Source organism: Streptococcus infantis, assembly GCF_047460405.1.
GTDB lineage: Bacteria > Bacillota > Bacilli > Lactobacillales > Streptococcaceae > Streptococcus > Streptococcus infantis_Q.
The window spans coordinates 137,646-154,215 of sequence record NZ_JASHGH010000003.1 but is presented as its reverse complement, the minus strand read 5'-3'; the positions used below and the strand labels follow the sequence as shown (position 1 = coordinate 154,215).

The 16,570-nt window shown below is 41.5% G+C and carries 8 protein-coding genes and 1 pseudogene; all 9 read left to right on the top strand.

Features of this window, described 5'->3' with window-relative positions:
- The coding region (locus QM928_RS02495; RefSeq protein ID WP_414321986.1) for an LPXTG cell wall anchor domain-containing protein at positions 1–533 on the top strand (533 nt) is incomplete at its 5' end.
- A 339-nt stretch (positions 534–872) separates the two neighbouring features.
- Positions 873–8,645 carry an SIALI-17 repeat-containing surface protein gene (locus QM928_RS02490; RefSeq protein ID WP_414321985.1) on the top strand — a complete coding sequence of 2,591 codons (7,773 nt, stop codon included), beginning with the start codon at positions 873–875 and terminating at the stop codon, positions 8,643–8,645.
- Positions 8,646–9,064: 419 nt separating this feature from the next.
- A complete protein-coding gene (locus QM928_RS02485; protein WP_075231554.1) occupies positions 9,065–9,433 on the top strand; it encodes a hypothetical protein in 369 nt (122 codons plus the stop codon).
- 132 nt (positions 9,434–9,565) lie between these two features.
- Positions 9,566–10,258, top strand: a complete 693-nt coding sequence (locus QM928_RS02480; RefSeq protein ID WP_000240129.1) for a phosphoglycerate mutase — start codon at positions 9,566–9,568, stop codon at positions 10,256–10,258.
- A 994-nt stretch (positions 10,259–11,252) separates the two neighbouring features.
- Entirely contained in the window at positions 11,253–12,914 is a 1,662-nt protein-coding gene (locus QM928_RS02475) for a ribonuclease J (RefSeq protein WP_414295040.1), read from the top strand.
- A 65-nt stretch (positions 12,915–12,979) separates the two neighbouring features.
- Positions 12,980–13,759 (top strand): alpha/beta hydrolase, encoded by a 780-nt coding sequence (locus QM928_RS02470; protein WP_414295039.1) that lies wholly within the window; start codon positions 12,980–12,982, stop codon positions 13,757–13,759.
- A 106-nt stretch (positions 13,760–13,865) separates the two neighbouring features.
- Positions 13,866–14,567 (top strand): M57 family metalloprotease, encoded by a 702-nt coding sequence (locus tag QM928_RS02465; RefSeq protein ID WP_371608189.1) that lies wholly within the window; start codon positions 13,866–13,868, stop codon positions 14,565–14,567.
- A gap of 70 nt (positions 14,568–14,637) precedes the next feature.
- On the top strand, positions 14,638–16,485 hold the full coding sequence (gene uvrC, locus QM928_RS02460; RefSeq protein WP_414295037.1) for an excinuclease ABC subunit UvrC: 1,848 nt from the start codon (positions 14,638–14,640) through the stop codon (positions 16,483–16,485).
- Positions 16,475–16,549, top strand: a pseudogene (locus tag QM928_RS02455) (phosphoesterase); the annotation flags it as partial. The gene uvrC and the pseudogene QM928_RS02455, both read left to right, overlap by 11 nt.
- Between the last annotated feature and the right edge of the window lie 21 nt (positions 16,550–16,570).

Sequence of the window (16,570 nt, the reverse complement as noted above, 5' to 3'; positions counted from 1 at the left end):
CTAACAACTTGACAGATGCAGAAAAAGCTAAAGTAGCTGAAGAAGTTAAGAAAGCTAACCCAACTGCGACAGATGTTAAAGTTAACAATGACGGATCAGTATCTGTAACTTACCCAGATGGATCAGTAGCAACATTAACACCAGCGAAGACAGTTAAAGAGTCTGAAGCAAATGGAGCTAAAGTACCGGCTCTTACTCCAGTAGTAGATCCTAACAACTTGACAGATGCAGAAAAAGCTAAAGTAGCTGAAGAAGTTAAGAAAGCTAACCCAACTGCGACAGATGTTAAGGTTAACAATGACGGATCAGTATCTGTAACCTTTGCGGACGGATCAGTAGCAACAATTGCAGCTAATAAAGTTGTTAAAGAAGCTACTAAAGAGTCATCTGCTCAAGCACCATCTAAGAAAGCAGGAGCGAAAGAATTGCCAAACACTGGTACTAAACAATCTAACGCTTCACTTGGACTAGCACTTCTTGCAGCAGTGACAGGAGGACTCCTTATCTCTAAAAAACGTAAGGAAGAAGAGTAAACCATTACTCGGATAAAGCAAATCTTAGAATCTTGATTCTATGAGATTGCTAGAAAAGAAGCTGGGTAAAAACTCACTTCTAAATATCAAAACAACGAGCATTTCCATAGTTGGAGATGCTCGTTGTTTCTTATTATTTTCATAAAAACTCTTGTGTATGAAATTGAAAATAATAGGAAGTTGAGAATGCTTGATAAACAGTATCCACTGATAAGAATCTTGTTAACGGTATGTAGCGTAAAATAATTTCAAGAGGCAAACAAAATCCTTGTTTATTGGAGGGAAATTCGATAAAATAGAAAGGATTTAATATTTTATTATAAAGGAAAAAGTTAAGTGATGAAACATCAATTTTACGGAGAAAAGCGCCAGCGTTTTTCTTTTAGAAAGTTATCAGTAGGTCTGATATCAGCGACTATTGGAAGCTTCTTTTTGGGTTCTGTAGTTGGGACTAGTACACAGCCTGTTGAAGCAGCAGAGTTAGCAGCGAATCAAGCTGTTCAGATTCAGTATAAGTATGTTATAGAATCAGAATTGACAGATGCTGAAAATGCGATGGTTGTTAAGGAACTTCCAAAATTTGTAGAGGAAAGTACAGATGCATACTACTTGGTTTATCGTCCTAAAAAAGAAGGAAGATTGATAGGAAACTTACCAAGTACTGGCTACTCCGGTATATGGGAAGCAATCTTTGCAACAGCTGGTATTGTTCTTGCGGTCTTGGTAATTTCTAAGGGGAAAAACGGGAAAAGATATCTATCTTCGATTTTATTGGTGACTGGACTAGGATCCATTCTTCTTTCTCCTTCAATACTTGCAGTTACAAATATTGAGCTAGCTGCTTATAATCAGCTTTTAAATTTGGGACTAGGAGAGCAACTACCTCAGCCCTTGAACATTGAAAATTTTGAATACATTGGTTATCTGAAGAGTCAGGCTATTTTGAAAAATTCTCTGGAGCAAGGTGAAGAATCTAAGCATAAAGCTAATCAGACTGTGAATCAATCAGTGGACGGATCTGAAAATGACAAAGCGGTGGCAGTATCAAAAGCAGATAGTTCAGACAAGTCGACAGATGAAAAACTGGAGCTTGTCAATGGAGCAAACCGAGTGCCATCGGGAAGCTCAATTTCTGATCGCTCTGAGTTACAATTATCTAGTCAAGATGAAAGTCAAACGCAAGTGCTTCCTTATCAAACAGAATATCGCTATTCGGATAATCTTGTTAAGGGGCAAACAAAGACCATTCAGGTGGGTGTATCTGGGGAACGTACAGTGATTACTCGTCGCTACAGTGCTAATCAGAAGGTGATAAAATCTGAGTTGGTGTTTGATCAAGTGACAGTCCAACCTATTTCAGAGATTATTTTGGTGGGCACGGCAGAAAGTAATCAATTGCTTAAAGAATCTCCTGTTCACGACTTGCCAGAGTACCCAGCTCCTGTGGGTACAGCTGGCACAGACCCAGCTCCCGTTCATGAAGTTCCAGAATATACAGATTCAGTAGGGACGGTAGGTATAGAACCCGCCCTCGTTCACGAAGTCCCAGCCTACACAGAATCAGTAGGGACGGTAGGTACAGAACCTGTTCCGGTACATGACGTTCCCGAGTACACAGATTCAGTAGGTACATCTGGTGACGAACCAGCCCCTGTTCACGACGTTCCAGAATATACAGAATCAGTCGGCACAGCAGGCGACGCCCCAGCCCCCGTACATGACTTGCCGGAGTATACAGATCCAGTCGGCACATCTGGTGTAGAGCCTACCCCAGTTCATGAGGTTCCCGAGTACACAGAATTAGTCGGCACAGCAGGTGCAGATCCAGCCCCAGTTTACGAAATTCCCGAGTATACAGAATCAGTAGGAACATCTGGTGTAGAGCCTACCCCAGTTCATGAGGTTCCCGAGTACACAGAATCAGTCGGCACAGCAGGTGCAGATCCCGCTCTGGTTTATGAGGTTCCCGAGTACACAGAACCTGTAGGCACAGTGGGTGACGCACCAGCTCCAGTTCACAGCGTTCCAGAATACACAGCTCCAGTCGGCATAGCCGGTGCAGAACCCGCTCTCGTTCACGAAGTCCCAGAATATACAGAACCAGTCGGCACATCTGGTGTAGAGCCTACACCAGTTCATGAGGTTCCCGAGTACACAGAACCAGTCGGCACAGCCGGTGACGACCCAGCTCCAGTTCATGAAGTCCCAGAATATACAGCTCCAGTCGGTACATCTGGCGAAGAACCCGCTCTCGTTCACGAAGTCCCAGAATATACAGAACCAGTCGGCACAGCAGGTGCAGATCCAGCCCCAGTTTACGAAATTCCCGAGTATACAGAATCAGTCGGCACATCTGGTGTAGAGCCTACCCCAGTTCACGAAGTCCCAGAATATACAGACCCAGTCGGCACAGCAAGTGACGAACCCGCCCCGGTTTATGACTTGCCAGAGTACGCAGAACCAGTCGGCACAGCCGGTGACGATCCATCCCCAGTTCACGAAGTCCCAGAATATACAGATCCAGTCGGCACAGCTGGCGACAATCCAGCCCTGGTTCATGAGGTTTCAGAATATACAGAATCAGTCGGCACAGCCGGTGACGAACCCGCTCCAGTTCATGAAGTCCCAGAGTACACAGAACCAGTCGGCACAGCCGGTGACGAACCCGCCCCGGTTTATGACTTGCCAGAGTACGCAGAACCAGTCGGCACAGCCGGTGACGAACCCACCCCGGTTCACGACTTGCCAGAGTATACAGAATCAGTCGGCACAGCTGGTATAGAACCCGCTCCGGTTTACGAAGTCCCAGAGTATACAGCTCCTGTGGGTACGGTAGGTTCAGAGCCCGCTCCTGTACATGAAGTTCCCGAGTACACAGATTCAGTCGGCACAGTGGGTGACGAACCTGCTCTGGTTTATGACTTGCCAGAGTACACAGAATCAGTCGGTACAGCTGGCGACGCCCCAGCTCCGGTTCATGAGGTTACCGAGTATACAGATCCAGTCGGCACAGCAGGTCCAGAACCTGTTCCAGTACATGAAGTTCCCGAGTACACAGCTTCAGTAGGTACAGCTGGTGACGAACCCGCTCCGGTTCACGAAGTCCCAGCCTACACAGCTTCAGTAGGCACAGCCGGTGAAGACCCCGCTCCGGTTCATGACTTGCCAGAGTACACAGAACCAGTAAGTACGGTAGGTTCAGAGTCCGCTACTGTACATGAAGTTTCAGAGTATACAGAACCAGTCGGCACAGCTGGTGCAGAGCCTACACCAAGTTTTGACCTTCCTGAGTTAGAGCTTAGCTATGTAGATGAAACGAGAGTTGAAAAAGTAGCCTTTAAGATTGAGGAGCAGTATACTGATGAGATGGTCAAGGATTCACGTATTGTAAGTGTTCCTGGAGTGGAAGGCGAGCGTACAATTAGAACAAGAGTCTACTTTTCAAATAACCAAGAATTGGATCGTCAAGAATTGTCTAATGAAGAGACCTTGCCACCAGTGACTCAGATTGTTAAGATGGGAACAGCAAGTCCATTTATGATTCCAAATGATGCTCCAAAGGTTGAAGCATTGGACGAATTTGATTTAATTCCACTCTACAATCTATTGTCAGAAGCAGAGCAAGTTAAATCACAGGCACGTTATTTTAACGATATCTCAACTCGCCAAACTAGTTACGACTCGGCACTCCTTATAGGTCAAGAGTTATTGACACAGTCAGAAGCTAGTCAAGAGCAAGTCAACCAAGCAGTTGCAAGCATTAAAAATGCAAAAGAGCAATTACAGGGTTCAGATGTCACTAAGGAAGCTTTACAAGCAGAATACCGAGATAGTCAAGACATCCAGGATAGCTTCAAATACAAAAATGCTGATTCAGATAAGAAAACAAACTTTACAAGAGAATTTGCAAATGCAGAGACAGTTTTAGCAAATAGACTAGCTAATCAAGTTCAAGTTGATCAAGCCTTGGCGAACTTGACAGCGGCTAGAATAGCTCTCAATGGAGTTGCAAAAGTTAGACCAAATCTAAGTATCCTCAGTCTTACAGAAAATCCAGAAGATCGTTCTGTTACAGTTCAGTACAACCTGACTGATGAAACTCAATCATTACGTACAGCTACAGCAGAATTATATGAAGGTGACCAGCTTGTACGCTCACTTCCGATTACGAATTTTGCAGGCAGTCTCAAAATTGGTGATTTAGATCATTATACAAATTATACTTTGAAGACAAAATTGACCTATGAATTAGATCAAGGCCAGGTTACAGACTTTGAAAAGGATAGTCGTCAATTTGAACTCGAGTATAAGAAAATTTCTATCCGAAATGTAGAGTCGGTTGAATTCTATAGCAAGGAAAATGATCAGTATAAACGCTTGATTTCTATGAACGCAGTTCCAAGCGATTTGTCAAATTACTTTGTCAAAGTTAAGTCTGCCGAGTCGAAAGAAATGCTCCTGCCAGTTCAGAGTATTGCCGAAAGCACTAAAGATGATAGGGAAGTTTATAAGGTTACTGTATATCTACCTGAGCTTGTCCAAGAAAGTGAAACGGGTTATAAACCAGGATATGACTTCTACATCAGCAAGTCTCATTCAAATCAGCAAGGCGTCTATACTAGTTTTGCAAGTCTATTAGAAGCGATGAAGAGCAACATGGCAGGCAACTATGTGCTAGGAGCTGATTTAGATGCTAGTGAAGTAAGTTTGGCAGCAAGCGATTATGTTTATCTACGAAATAACTTTACAGGTAGCCTTACAGGTAGTCATAATGGTAAACAGTACGCCATCTATAACCTAGCCAAGCCTTTGTTTGAGAATCTCAAGAGTGGTGCTAGAATTTCAAACATCGATTTGAAGGATGTCAATATTGTTGGGACTTATGATTCTGCAAGCTTGGCCCGTTCTGCGGAAAATGCTCACATTCAAGACGTATCTGCTCAAGGGCGAGTAGCTGTTGTAGGAAATGCCAGTCAGGTTGCGGGGTTAGTGGTTGTTGCAACTAACACGCAAATTACAAATAGTTCCTTTACAGGTACCATCCAAACTAACGACAAGCAAAGCAAGGCCTATAATGTTGGGGGGTTAGTCGCAAATCTGAAAGGAAATGCTTCCCTGCTGACACAAAGTAGAGCAGATGTTACGATTTTAGCGAGTGCCAAGACTAATGAGCAACGCTTTGGAGGTTTAGTTGGGCGCTTGGAAGCCAATGCTCGTATTACTAATTCCTATGCATCAGGGAAAATTCAGAACTCAACCAAGAATGGTCAAATTGGTGGAGTAGTTGGTTCAAATTACTACAATGGTTTGATTGACAATGTTTTGAGTAATGTCAGTGGTTCAAGAGTCTATAGCATCTCTGGTGATCAAGGTTATAAAAATGACCGTATCACCAATGCCTATGCAGTCGAAGGAATTGAAACACTAGCAGAAGATCCATTTGCTAGCTCTAAGCTTAGTCTTGAACAAGCCCAAGACAAGCTAGGAGAGTTTGGAATCACGACAAGCCTGGACGACACCAATCTGAACCTCTATGCAGTAGATTATAGTAAGGCGAAGAAAGTAGACAGTAACCGTGCTATAGCTTACTTAAATATGGAAAAACTTCTGCCATTCTATAATAAGGAAACAATCGTAGCTTATGCCAACAAGCTAGCGGAGGATCATAAGCTCAACACCAGCTATTTGCTCGATGTAGTTCCGATGAAAGATCAGCAGATCATCACGGATATTCATGGAAATAAGACAGGCATCAATCGTCTCATGCTTCATTACGAAGACAATACCATTCAGTATCTAGAAGTTACCTATAAGGGAGACTTTAAAAACAAGGCTATAGCAGAATATACTATCAAGGACTTGAATCTTCTCTATACCCCAGAAACCTTCCTGTCTGACTACAGCAAGATTCTCACCAAAGTTTTACCAGAACTGAACAAGGTGACTTTAGATTCAGCTGCTGTGAGAACGGTCTTAGGTATAAATACAGAAACATCTCTGGATGATCTTTATTTGGATAAAGCCTTTGATCAAGTCAAAGCTAACTTATCTGTGGAGTTACGCAAGGTTCTTGCTATGGACAAGTCCATCAATACTGAGGGAACTGTAGTAGATGATTATATCGCTAAGAAAATCACTGATAATAAAGAAGCCTTCTTAGTTGGTTTAACCTATCTAAATCGTTGGTATAACATCAATTATGACACCATCAATGTCAAAGATTTATCTGCCTATAAGTTTGATTTCTTTGGTAATAACGATGCGTCGACACTAGACACGATCATTGCCTTAGGTCGCTCTGGTTTTGAAAATCTCAAAGCCAAAAATACTTATCAAACTTATGATACTTCCTTGTCTGAGGTAACAGGTAAGCGGGGCTTGTTCAATTATCTAGAAAGTTATCGTAATCTTTTCTTGCCGTATAAGACTAATAATGAATGGCTCAAGGATAATACAAAAGCCTATATTATCGAGGCCAAGTCGGACATTGCAGAAGCCAAGGCCCTCCAAGACAATGCAAACGATAAGAGTAAGTATTCTGTCGGAGTTTATGATAAGATTACATCAGACAATTGGGAACATAAGGGCATGTTGCTACCACTTTTGACCATGACTGAAAAGGGTGTCTATATCATTTCTAATATGTCTACCATCTCTATGGGAGCTTATGATCGTTACCGAGATATTGTTGATGGGAAGGTCCGTACAGATGCTGAACTTGCTAGCTATGTTGAAGATCGAGTGAGAAAGTCAGCTGAATGGCAGAGAGACCATTATGATTTCTGGTACAAGATTTTAAGTGATGAAAGCAAGGATAAACTCTTCCGCTCGGTCTTGGTTTATGATGGTTTTGCTCTCAAAGATAAGAATGGTCAAAGATATTGGGCTCAACCAAATGACAAGCAATCCACTGCAATGCAGGAATTCTTTGGACCAGCTGGTAAGTGGTATCCAAGCAAGGGCTATAATGCTTACGCAACAGGAAGTATGACCCATTTTGACAATGCTCGTCTGCTAGAAGATTACGGAAACTCTGTTTATACACACGAGATGACACACAACTCTGATGGAGCCATTTATTTTGAAGGCTTTGGTCGTCGTGAAGGTCTAGGAGCAGAACTTTACGCTCGTGGTCTTTTACAATCTACACCAAGCCCAGATGAAGCGACAATCACCCTCAATACTCTATTCAAGGTTGATAAGGATTCTAAGACACGTCTCCATACTTATAACTTTAAAGAGCGCGTTCAGAATGAAGCAGACCTAAAAGACTATGTTCATGGTATGTTTGATATGATCTATACGCTTGATTACCTAGAAGCAAGCTCTATCTTGAAGCAGACAGATGAAGCCAAGATGAAGTGGTTTAGAAAAATGGAAAACTACTACATTACTGATAAGTATGGCAAACAAACCCATGCTGGTAACCAGACACGGACCTTCACTGCTGAAGAGATTAAGAAACTAAAAACCTTTGAATCCTTGATTGACAATGATGTCATCACTCGTCGCGAAAACAAGGATAGTGGCAAGTATGCACGAAATGGTTATCTCAGTCTCAGTCTATTCTCTCCAATTTATTCAGCGCTTAGCAATCCAACTGGTGCGCCAGGTGATGTCATGTTCCGTCGTACAGCCTATGAGTTGCTGGCAGCTAAGGGCTATCATGAAGGATTTATCCCATATGTATCTGGTAAATTGTCAGAAGAAGCTCTGAAAGAGGGCAGCACAACTTGGGATGGATGGCTCGGAAGAGATGTTGGTCTAGTGACAGACCAGAAGGTTTTGGAAAATGTATTTAAAGGTGAGTATGACACTTGGGCAGCCTTTAAGAAGGCCATGTACCAAGAGCGGATTGATCAATTGACAAAATTGAAGCCGATCACCATTGAATATGAACTCAGAAACCCAAATAGTACGAAGCAAGTAACTATTCGATCTTATAAAGATATGCAAAGGCTAATGGATGAGGCGACAGCAGAGGATGTTCGTAATATTGACAATGCTACAAGCCGCGTCGAAGCTAGCTGGGTTAACTTACTGAAGAAAAAGATTTATAATGCTTATCTTCGTACAACAGATGACTTCCGTCAGTCTATCTTTACCAAATAAGCTGCAAACTTACTTTTAATAAGTAGCATTATCCCTAGGTCTAAAAGGACTTAGGGATTTTTGTTCTGGAAATTCATATATAACAAATTGAGTTTAGAATAGTACATCATAGTTTTTTTAAGCATTGTTAGAAATTACTTTAAAATTACCTCATCAATTTGTCCATATTCTATTTCAATCTACTATAAAAAAGGAATTTATAGAAGAGTGAATCTAGAATAGTACATTACGACTGCTAAAAATATTTCTAGAAATTAGTCCGACTTTCCTAATCGAATTGTTCATACCTTATTTCAATTTACTATATGACTTAAGGAAAATAAAGTGCCACTGATGATATTATGGTCTACTTGGAAAAGCTTTGAATTTAACCTAAAATATGGTAGAATAACAATTATCAAAATTTGAAGGAGACATTTATGAAGACAAAAACACTAGCGCAAATTGCTGGAATTATTGGGACTATCTCAGGCTCGCTCTTGGCAATTTTGCCAGTCGTAATATTAATGGTTGCATCTATTTTTGCGAATGAAGATTTTGCAGGAGTAGTTTTAGCGATTATCTTCATTGTTTTTACCTTAGTAAAAATCGCAACTCTCATTCTTGGGATTCTCTCTCTAATCTACTATAAGGATGATAAGCGCATATCAATGGCGCCATCTGTTTTGTTAATCGTTGGTTCTGTAGTAGGACTGATTCCATTTTTAGGCTGGATTGGTGGTATCGTCATTGTCATCGGTGGCGCCCTATTCCTAACAAGTTTGAAACAATTTCAAGTTCAAGAATAGTTGATCATTGAGAGGTGGGGGACTCACCTCTTCTCTTTTTAGTCGATTTTGACTAGCTTTTTTGTGAAAAATTGTGTAAAATAGAATAGATAAACGAGGGAAACCTCGGAAAATAAAAGGAGTATCCATCAAATGGTAAAATTGGTTTTTGCTCGCCACGGTGAGTCTGAATGGAACAAAGCTAACCTTTTCACTGGTTGGGCTGATGTTGATTTGTCTGAAAAAGGAACACAACAAGCGATTGACGCTGGTAAATTGATCAAAGAAGCTGGTATCGAATTTGACCAAGCTTACACTTCAGTATTGAAACGTGCGATCAAAACAACTAACTTGGCTCTTGAAGCATCTGACCAATTGTGGGTTCCAGTTGAAAAATCATGGCGCTTGAACGAACGTCACTACGGTGGTTTGACTGGTAAAAACAAAGCTGAAGCAGCTGAACAATTTGGTGATGAACAAGTTCACATCTGGCGTCGTTCATACGATGTATTGCCTCCAAACATGGATCGCGACGATGAGCACTCAGCTCACACTGACCGTCGTTACGCTTCACTTGACGACTCAGTTATCCCAGATGCTGAAAACTTGAAAGTGACTTTGGAACGTGCCCTTCCATTCTGGGAAGATAAAATCGCTCCAGCACTTAAAGATGGTAAAAACGTATTCGTAGGAGCACACGGTAACTCAATCCGTGCTCTTGTAAAACACATCAAAGGTTTGTCAGATGACGAAATCATGGATGTAGAAATCCCTAACTTCCCACCATTGGTATTCGAATTCGACGAAAAATTGAACGTAGTTTCTGAATACTACCTTGGTAAGTAAAAAATTGTAAGTCTAGGATTGATTTATATCGATTTCAAAAAGTTACACAAATAATTCAAGCGAAGGATTTGGTTCTGTCTTGCACAGAGCTGAGTCCTTTTAGTTTGATTTTATACTCTTCGAAAATCTCTTCAAACCACGTCAGCGTCGCCTTATCGTATATGTAGGATACTGACTACGTCAGTTCCATCTACAACCTCAAAACAGTGTTTTGAGCTAACTTCGTCAGTTATATCCACAACCTCAAAACGGTGTTTTGAGCAACCTGCGGCTAGCTTCCTAGTTTGCTCTTTGATTTTCATTGAGTATTTAAGTATAGTGGATTCAATCTAGAATAGTACGCTACGGATTCTAAAACATTTATAGAAATTTATTTGACTTTCCTAATTTCTTTGTTCATATCTTATTTTAATCCACTATAATAATCAATATTGTTTACAATTTCATATCACATTTGGTTCAGGGCCTTAAACATTTTCCCATAGCCTTAGAACGAGATCCCATTTCCAAGCACTAAAGAAGAGAATCATCGTGTCCTTTTTATTTATAAGAATACTTGTTATTAAAAAATTGATGATAAAAATCAGGGTGTTATTCCCGTCCTTGGTAGCTATGAGAGATAGTATACTCGGATTGGTCAATTTTGAAAGCCTCTGCTAACATGCCGTTCACTTGTTTTTGATTTGCTGAAGTAGAAAGGGTATAAGTGCTCATTCATTATTAAAGTCATATAATGCTGACCAGCAGCCAAGAAAAATCTAACATTTAGGGTGCAGGTCATTCCTGTTTTTTACCAGCAAACTCTCCTCCAGTATCTGTAAGAATGATAGGAAAGAGATAGTTGAAGTACGATTATCTGTAAGATTCATTTTGAAAATTAGTAAAAAAATGGTATAATGAATGGAAAAGATTCGGCTGAAAGTGAATTGGACTTTCAGAAAAAGAGAGCTTTTAAAGCTCTACAAACAAGTTGAAGTGACTATTCGGAGGAAAAATGAATACTATTAAATTAACAACACTTGGGGGTGTACGTGAAAATGGTAAGAACATGTACATCGCAGAAATTAACGACTCGATTTTTGTATTAGATGCAGGTTTGAAATATCCTGAAAATGAACAGTTGGGTGTCGATGTCGTTATTCCAAATATGGACTATTTGTTTGAAAATAGCGACCGTATTGCTGGGGTTTTCTTAACACACGGGCATGCGGATGCGATTGGCGCCCTCCCTTATCTCTTGGCAGAAGTTAAGGTTCCTGTATTTGGCTCAGAGTTGACTATCGAACTGGCTAAACTATTTGTTAAGGGAAATGACAGCGTCAAGAAATTTGATGATTTCCATGTCATTGACGAAAATACAGAGATTGATTTTGGCGGAACGGTAGTATCCTTCTTCCGTACAACCCACTCTATTCCAGAAAGTTTGGGTGTGGTCTTGAAAACATCTGAAGGCAACATCGTCTATACAGGGGATTTCAAGTTTGACCAAACGGCTAGTGAATCTTACGCCACTGACTTTGGGCGTTTGGCAGAGATTGGTCGCGAAGGGGTCTTGGCTTTGCTTAGTGACTCAGCAAATGCGGACAGCAATATCCAAGTAGCCAGTGAAAATGAAGTTGGTGTAGAAATCACGCAAACTATCTCTGACTGGGAAGGACGGATCATCGTCGCTGCGGTTGCAAGTAATCTTTCTCGTATTCAGCAAGTCTTTGATGCAGCTGCAGAGACTGGGCGCCGTGTTGTCTTGACAGGATTTGATATTGAAAATATTGTCCGTACAGCTATTCGTCTGAAAAAATTGTCTTTAGCAAGTGAAAATCTTTTGATTAAACCAAAAGATATGACGCGTTTTGAAGATCATGAGTTGATCATTCTTGAAACTGGACGTATGGGTGAACCAATTAACGGCCTACGCAAGATGTCTATTGGTCGTCACCGTTATGTTGAAATCAAAGAAGGTGACCTAGTTTATATCGTTACAACACCATCAATCGCCAAGGAAGCAGTTATGGCACGTGTAGAAAATATGGTCTACCAGGCAGGTGGAGTTGTCAAGCCAATTACTCATAGCTTGCGTGTGTCAGGACATGGGAATGCGCGTGATTTGCAATTGATGATCAATCTCTTGCAACCTCAGTATCTTTTCCCGATCCAAGGAGAATACCGTGAGTTGGATGCCCATGCTAAGGCTGCTATGGCAGTTGGTATGCTACCAGAACGTATTTTTATCCCTAAAAAAGGGACTACTATGTCTTACGAGCATGGGGACTTTGTTCCATCTGGTGCAGTTACAGCAGGCGATGTTTTGATTGACGGAAATGCCATTGGGGATGTTGGGAATGTCGTTCTTCGTGATCGTAAGGTTTTGTCAGAAGATGGGATTTTCATCGTGGCTATCACTGTTAACCGTCGTGAGAAAAAAATCATTGCTAAAGCTCGAGTGCACACGCGTGGATTTGTCTATCTCAAGAAGAGCCGTGATATCTTGCGCGAAAGTACAGAGTTAGTCAATCAAACAGTAGAAGACTATCTACAAGGTGAAGATTTTGACTGGGCAGACCTCAAAGGTAAGGTTCGTGACAATTTGGCTAAATTCCTCTTTGACCAAACCAAGCGTCGCCCAGCTATCTTACCAGTAGTCATGGAAGCAAAATAGGATCAAATAGCAAGAGAAAGTCGAGTTTCGGCTTTTTCTTATCTTAAACGAATAAGGAGCAAGTTATGGCAGTAATGAAGATTGAGTATTACTCAGAAGTTTTAGATATGGAGTGGGGAGTGAATGTTCTCTACCCTGATGCGTCTCGGGTTGAGGAGCCAGATTCTACAGATATTCCTGTTCTTTATCTCCTTCATGGGATGTCAGGGAATCACAACAGTTGGCTCAAACGGACCAATGTAGAGCGCTTGGTGCGAGGGACCAATCTGATTGTTATCATGCCTAATACAAGTAACGGTTGGTATACAGATACTCAGTATGGCTATAACTACTATACAGCTCTAGCAGAAGAACTGCCTAAAGTGCTCAAATGTTTCTTCCCTAATATGTCTAGCAAGCGTGAAAAGACTTTTATCGCTGGTCTATCAATGGGAGGCTACGGTTCCTTCAAGTTGGCTTTGTCAACCAATCGTTTCTCACATGCAGCTAGTCTTTCTGGTGCTCTCAGTTTCGAAGAGTTTTCTCCAGAAAGTCAAAATCTTGGGTCGCTTGCTTACTGGCGAGGTGTTTTTGGTAAGCTTGATAACTGGGAAACTAGTCCTTACTCACTTGAAACTCTTGCTAACAAATCAGACAAGAAGACCAAACTCTGGGCTTGGTGTGGTGAACAAGATTTCTTGTATGCTGCCAATAATCTAGCAGTGAAGAATCTCAAGAAACTTGGTTTTGATGTGACCTATAGCCACAGTGCAGGGACCCATGAGTGGTATTATTGGGAAAAACAATTGGAACGGTTTTTGGCTACCTTGCCAATTGATTTTGTTTTGGAAGAACGCTTGTCTTAGTTTTAGTTTTCTTTCAGCTTACTCAAGTAAAATAAGGAATCTATCTTTAGAATGGGAATCCATGGCTTAAAGATGGGTTCTTATTTTTTTAGAAAGGCGGGAAATCATGTTCTGGATTATTCGTGTTCTATGTCGATTGTTACTAGGGATTTGGCGCATGTTCTGGCGCCTTGTGTGGACTCTTGTAGTCTTAATTCTCATTGCTTTAGGGATTCTCTGGTATGTGACGGGAGATTTATCTGGTATCTTCAATCAAGCGGGGCAACTTGTTCAAGTTGGTCAAGCAGGTTGGCATCAATGGCAAGAAACTGGTAAGTTGCAAGGCTTGTCTCAGACTGATCATCATCAAGATTCAGGAGTAAAATGGCCCCAAGCGCAGGCGACAATTTATATTGATCCTCAAATGGATGCAACCTTTCAAAAGGCTTATGCCGAAGCTATTGCCAACTGGAATCAGACTGGCGCTTTTAATTTTGTACTTGTGACAGAACCTGACCAAGTAACTATTTTTGCGACTGAAATGAATGATGGTTCCACATCTGTTGCCGGTGAGGCAGAGAGTCAGACAAATCTCCTGACTAAACAATTTACTTCAGTAACAGTTCGTTTGAATCATTATTATCTATCCAATCCAAACTATGGCTATACCTATGATCGTATCTTGCATACGGCAGAGCATGAGCTAGGTCATGCCATTGGCTTGGAACATACTAATGAAGTGTCAGTCATGCAGCCAGCAGGTTCTTATTATGGTATTCAGGCTCAAGATGTTCAAGCAGTTCAAGAACTATATGAGTCTGGAGAATAAGTGATTTTCGAACGAAAAATAGAGCTCCTTGATGTAAGCAATGAAGGGGGCTTTTTGCTATAATGGAACTATGAATAACTTGATTAAATCAAAACTAGAGCTCTTGCCGACCAGCCCTGGTTGTTACATTCACAAGGATAAAAACGGTACGATTATCTATGTAGGAAAGGCTAAAAATCTACGTAACCGTGTACGGTCCTATTTCCGTGGGAGTCATGATACCAAAACAGAAGCCTTGGTGTCTGAAATTGTAGATTTTGAGTTTATTGTTACGGAATCCAATATTGAGGCCCTCCTTCTGGAAATCAACTTGATTAAGGAAAACAAGCCTAAATACAATATTATGCTCAAGGACGACAAGTCCTATCCTTTCATTAAAATTACCAATGAACGCTATCCTCGCTTGATTATCACACGTCAGGTCAAGAAAGACGGAGGTCTCTATTTTGGACCCTATCCGGATGTGGGGGCGGCCAATGAAATCAAACGGCTATTGGATCGGATTTTTCCTTTTCGTAAGTGTACTAATCCACCCTCAAAGGTTTGTTTTTATTACCATATCGGCCAGTGCATGGCTCACACGATTTGCCACAAGGATGAGGCCTATTTCAAAGCCATGGCCCAAGAAGTCTCTGATTTTCTAAAGGGTCAGGATGATAAGATTATCGATGGACTCAAGGAAAAGATGACTACTGCAGCTCAGACGATGGAATTTGAGCGTGCGGCTGAGTACCGAGATTTGATTCAAGCTATTGGAACGCTCCGGACCAAGCAACGGGTTATGGCCAAGGATCTCCAAAATCGTGATGTCTTTGGCTACTATGTAGACAAGGGCTGGATGTGTGTTCAGGTTTTCTTTGTCCGTCAGGGCAAGTTGATTGAACGCGATGTCAATCTCTTTCCTTACTACAATGATCCAGATGAGGATTTCTTGACCTATGTAGGACAATTCTATCAAGAAAAATCTCACCTGGTTCCTAATGAAATTTTGATTCCTCAGGATATCGATGAAGAAGCCGTCAAGGCCTTGGTGGATACCAAGGTTCTAAAGCCCCAACGTGGGGAGAAGAAGCAACTGGTCAATCTGGCTATAAAGAATGCTCGAGTCAGTCTAGAACAGAAGTTTAATCTTCTGGAAAAATCAGTTGAAAAGACTCAAGGGGCCATTGAAAATCTTGGGCGACTTTTACAAATTCCGACACCTGTCCGTATCGAGTCCTTTGACAACTCCAATATCATGGGGACTAGTCCAGTTTCTGCCATGGTTGTTTTTGTCAATGGGAAACCGAGCAAGAAGGATTACCGCAAGTACAAGATAAAAACAGTTGTGGGACCAGATGACTATGCTAGCATGCGAGAGGTTATTCGCAGACGCTATGGTCGAGTTCAACGTGATGGCTTGACACCGCCAGATTTGATCGTCATTGATGGGGGACAAGGTCAGGTTAATATAGCTAAGCAGGTTATTCAAGAAGAGTTGGGGTTAGATATTCCCATTGCAGGTCTGCAAAAAAATGATAAGCACCAAACCCATGAATTGCTCTTTGGAGATCCGCTTGAGGTGGTAGAGCTGTCTCGCAATTCTCAGGAATTTTTCCTCCTGCAACGCATTCAGGATGAGGTACACCGTTTTGCCATCACCTTCCACCGACAACTCCGTTCGAAAAATTCCTTCTCCTCTCAATTGGATGGAATTGAAGGCCTGGGTCCAAAACGTAAGCAGAACTTGATGAAATATTTCAAATCTCTGACAAAAATCAAGGAAGCCAGTGTGGATGAGATTGTCGCAGTTGGTATACCAAGAGCAGTAGCAGAAGTCGTTCAAAGAAAGTTGAACCCTCAGGAAGAAGTGGAGTTGGCTCAAGTAGCGGAAGATAGTGTAGATTACCAAACAGAAGGAGAGTATCATGAACCATAAAATCGCAAATTTATCAGATATTCATGGCAATGCGACGGCACTAGAAGCAGTGATTACAGAATCTTCGGCAGATTTAGATAGTTAA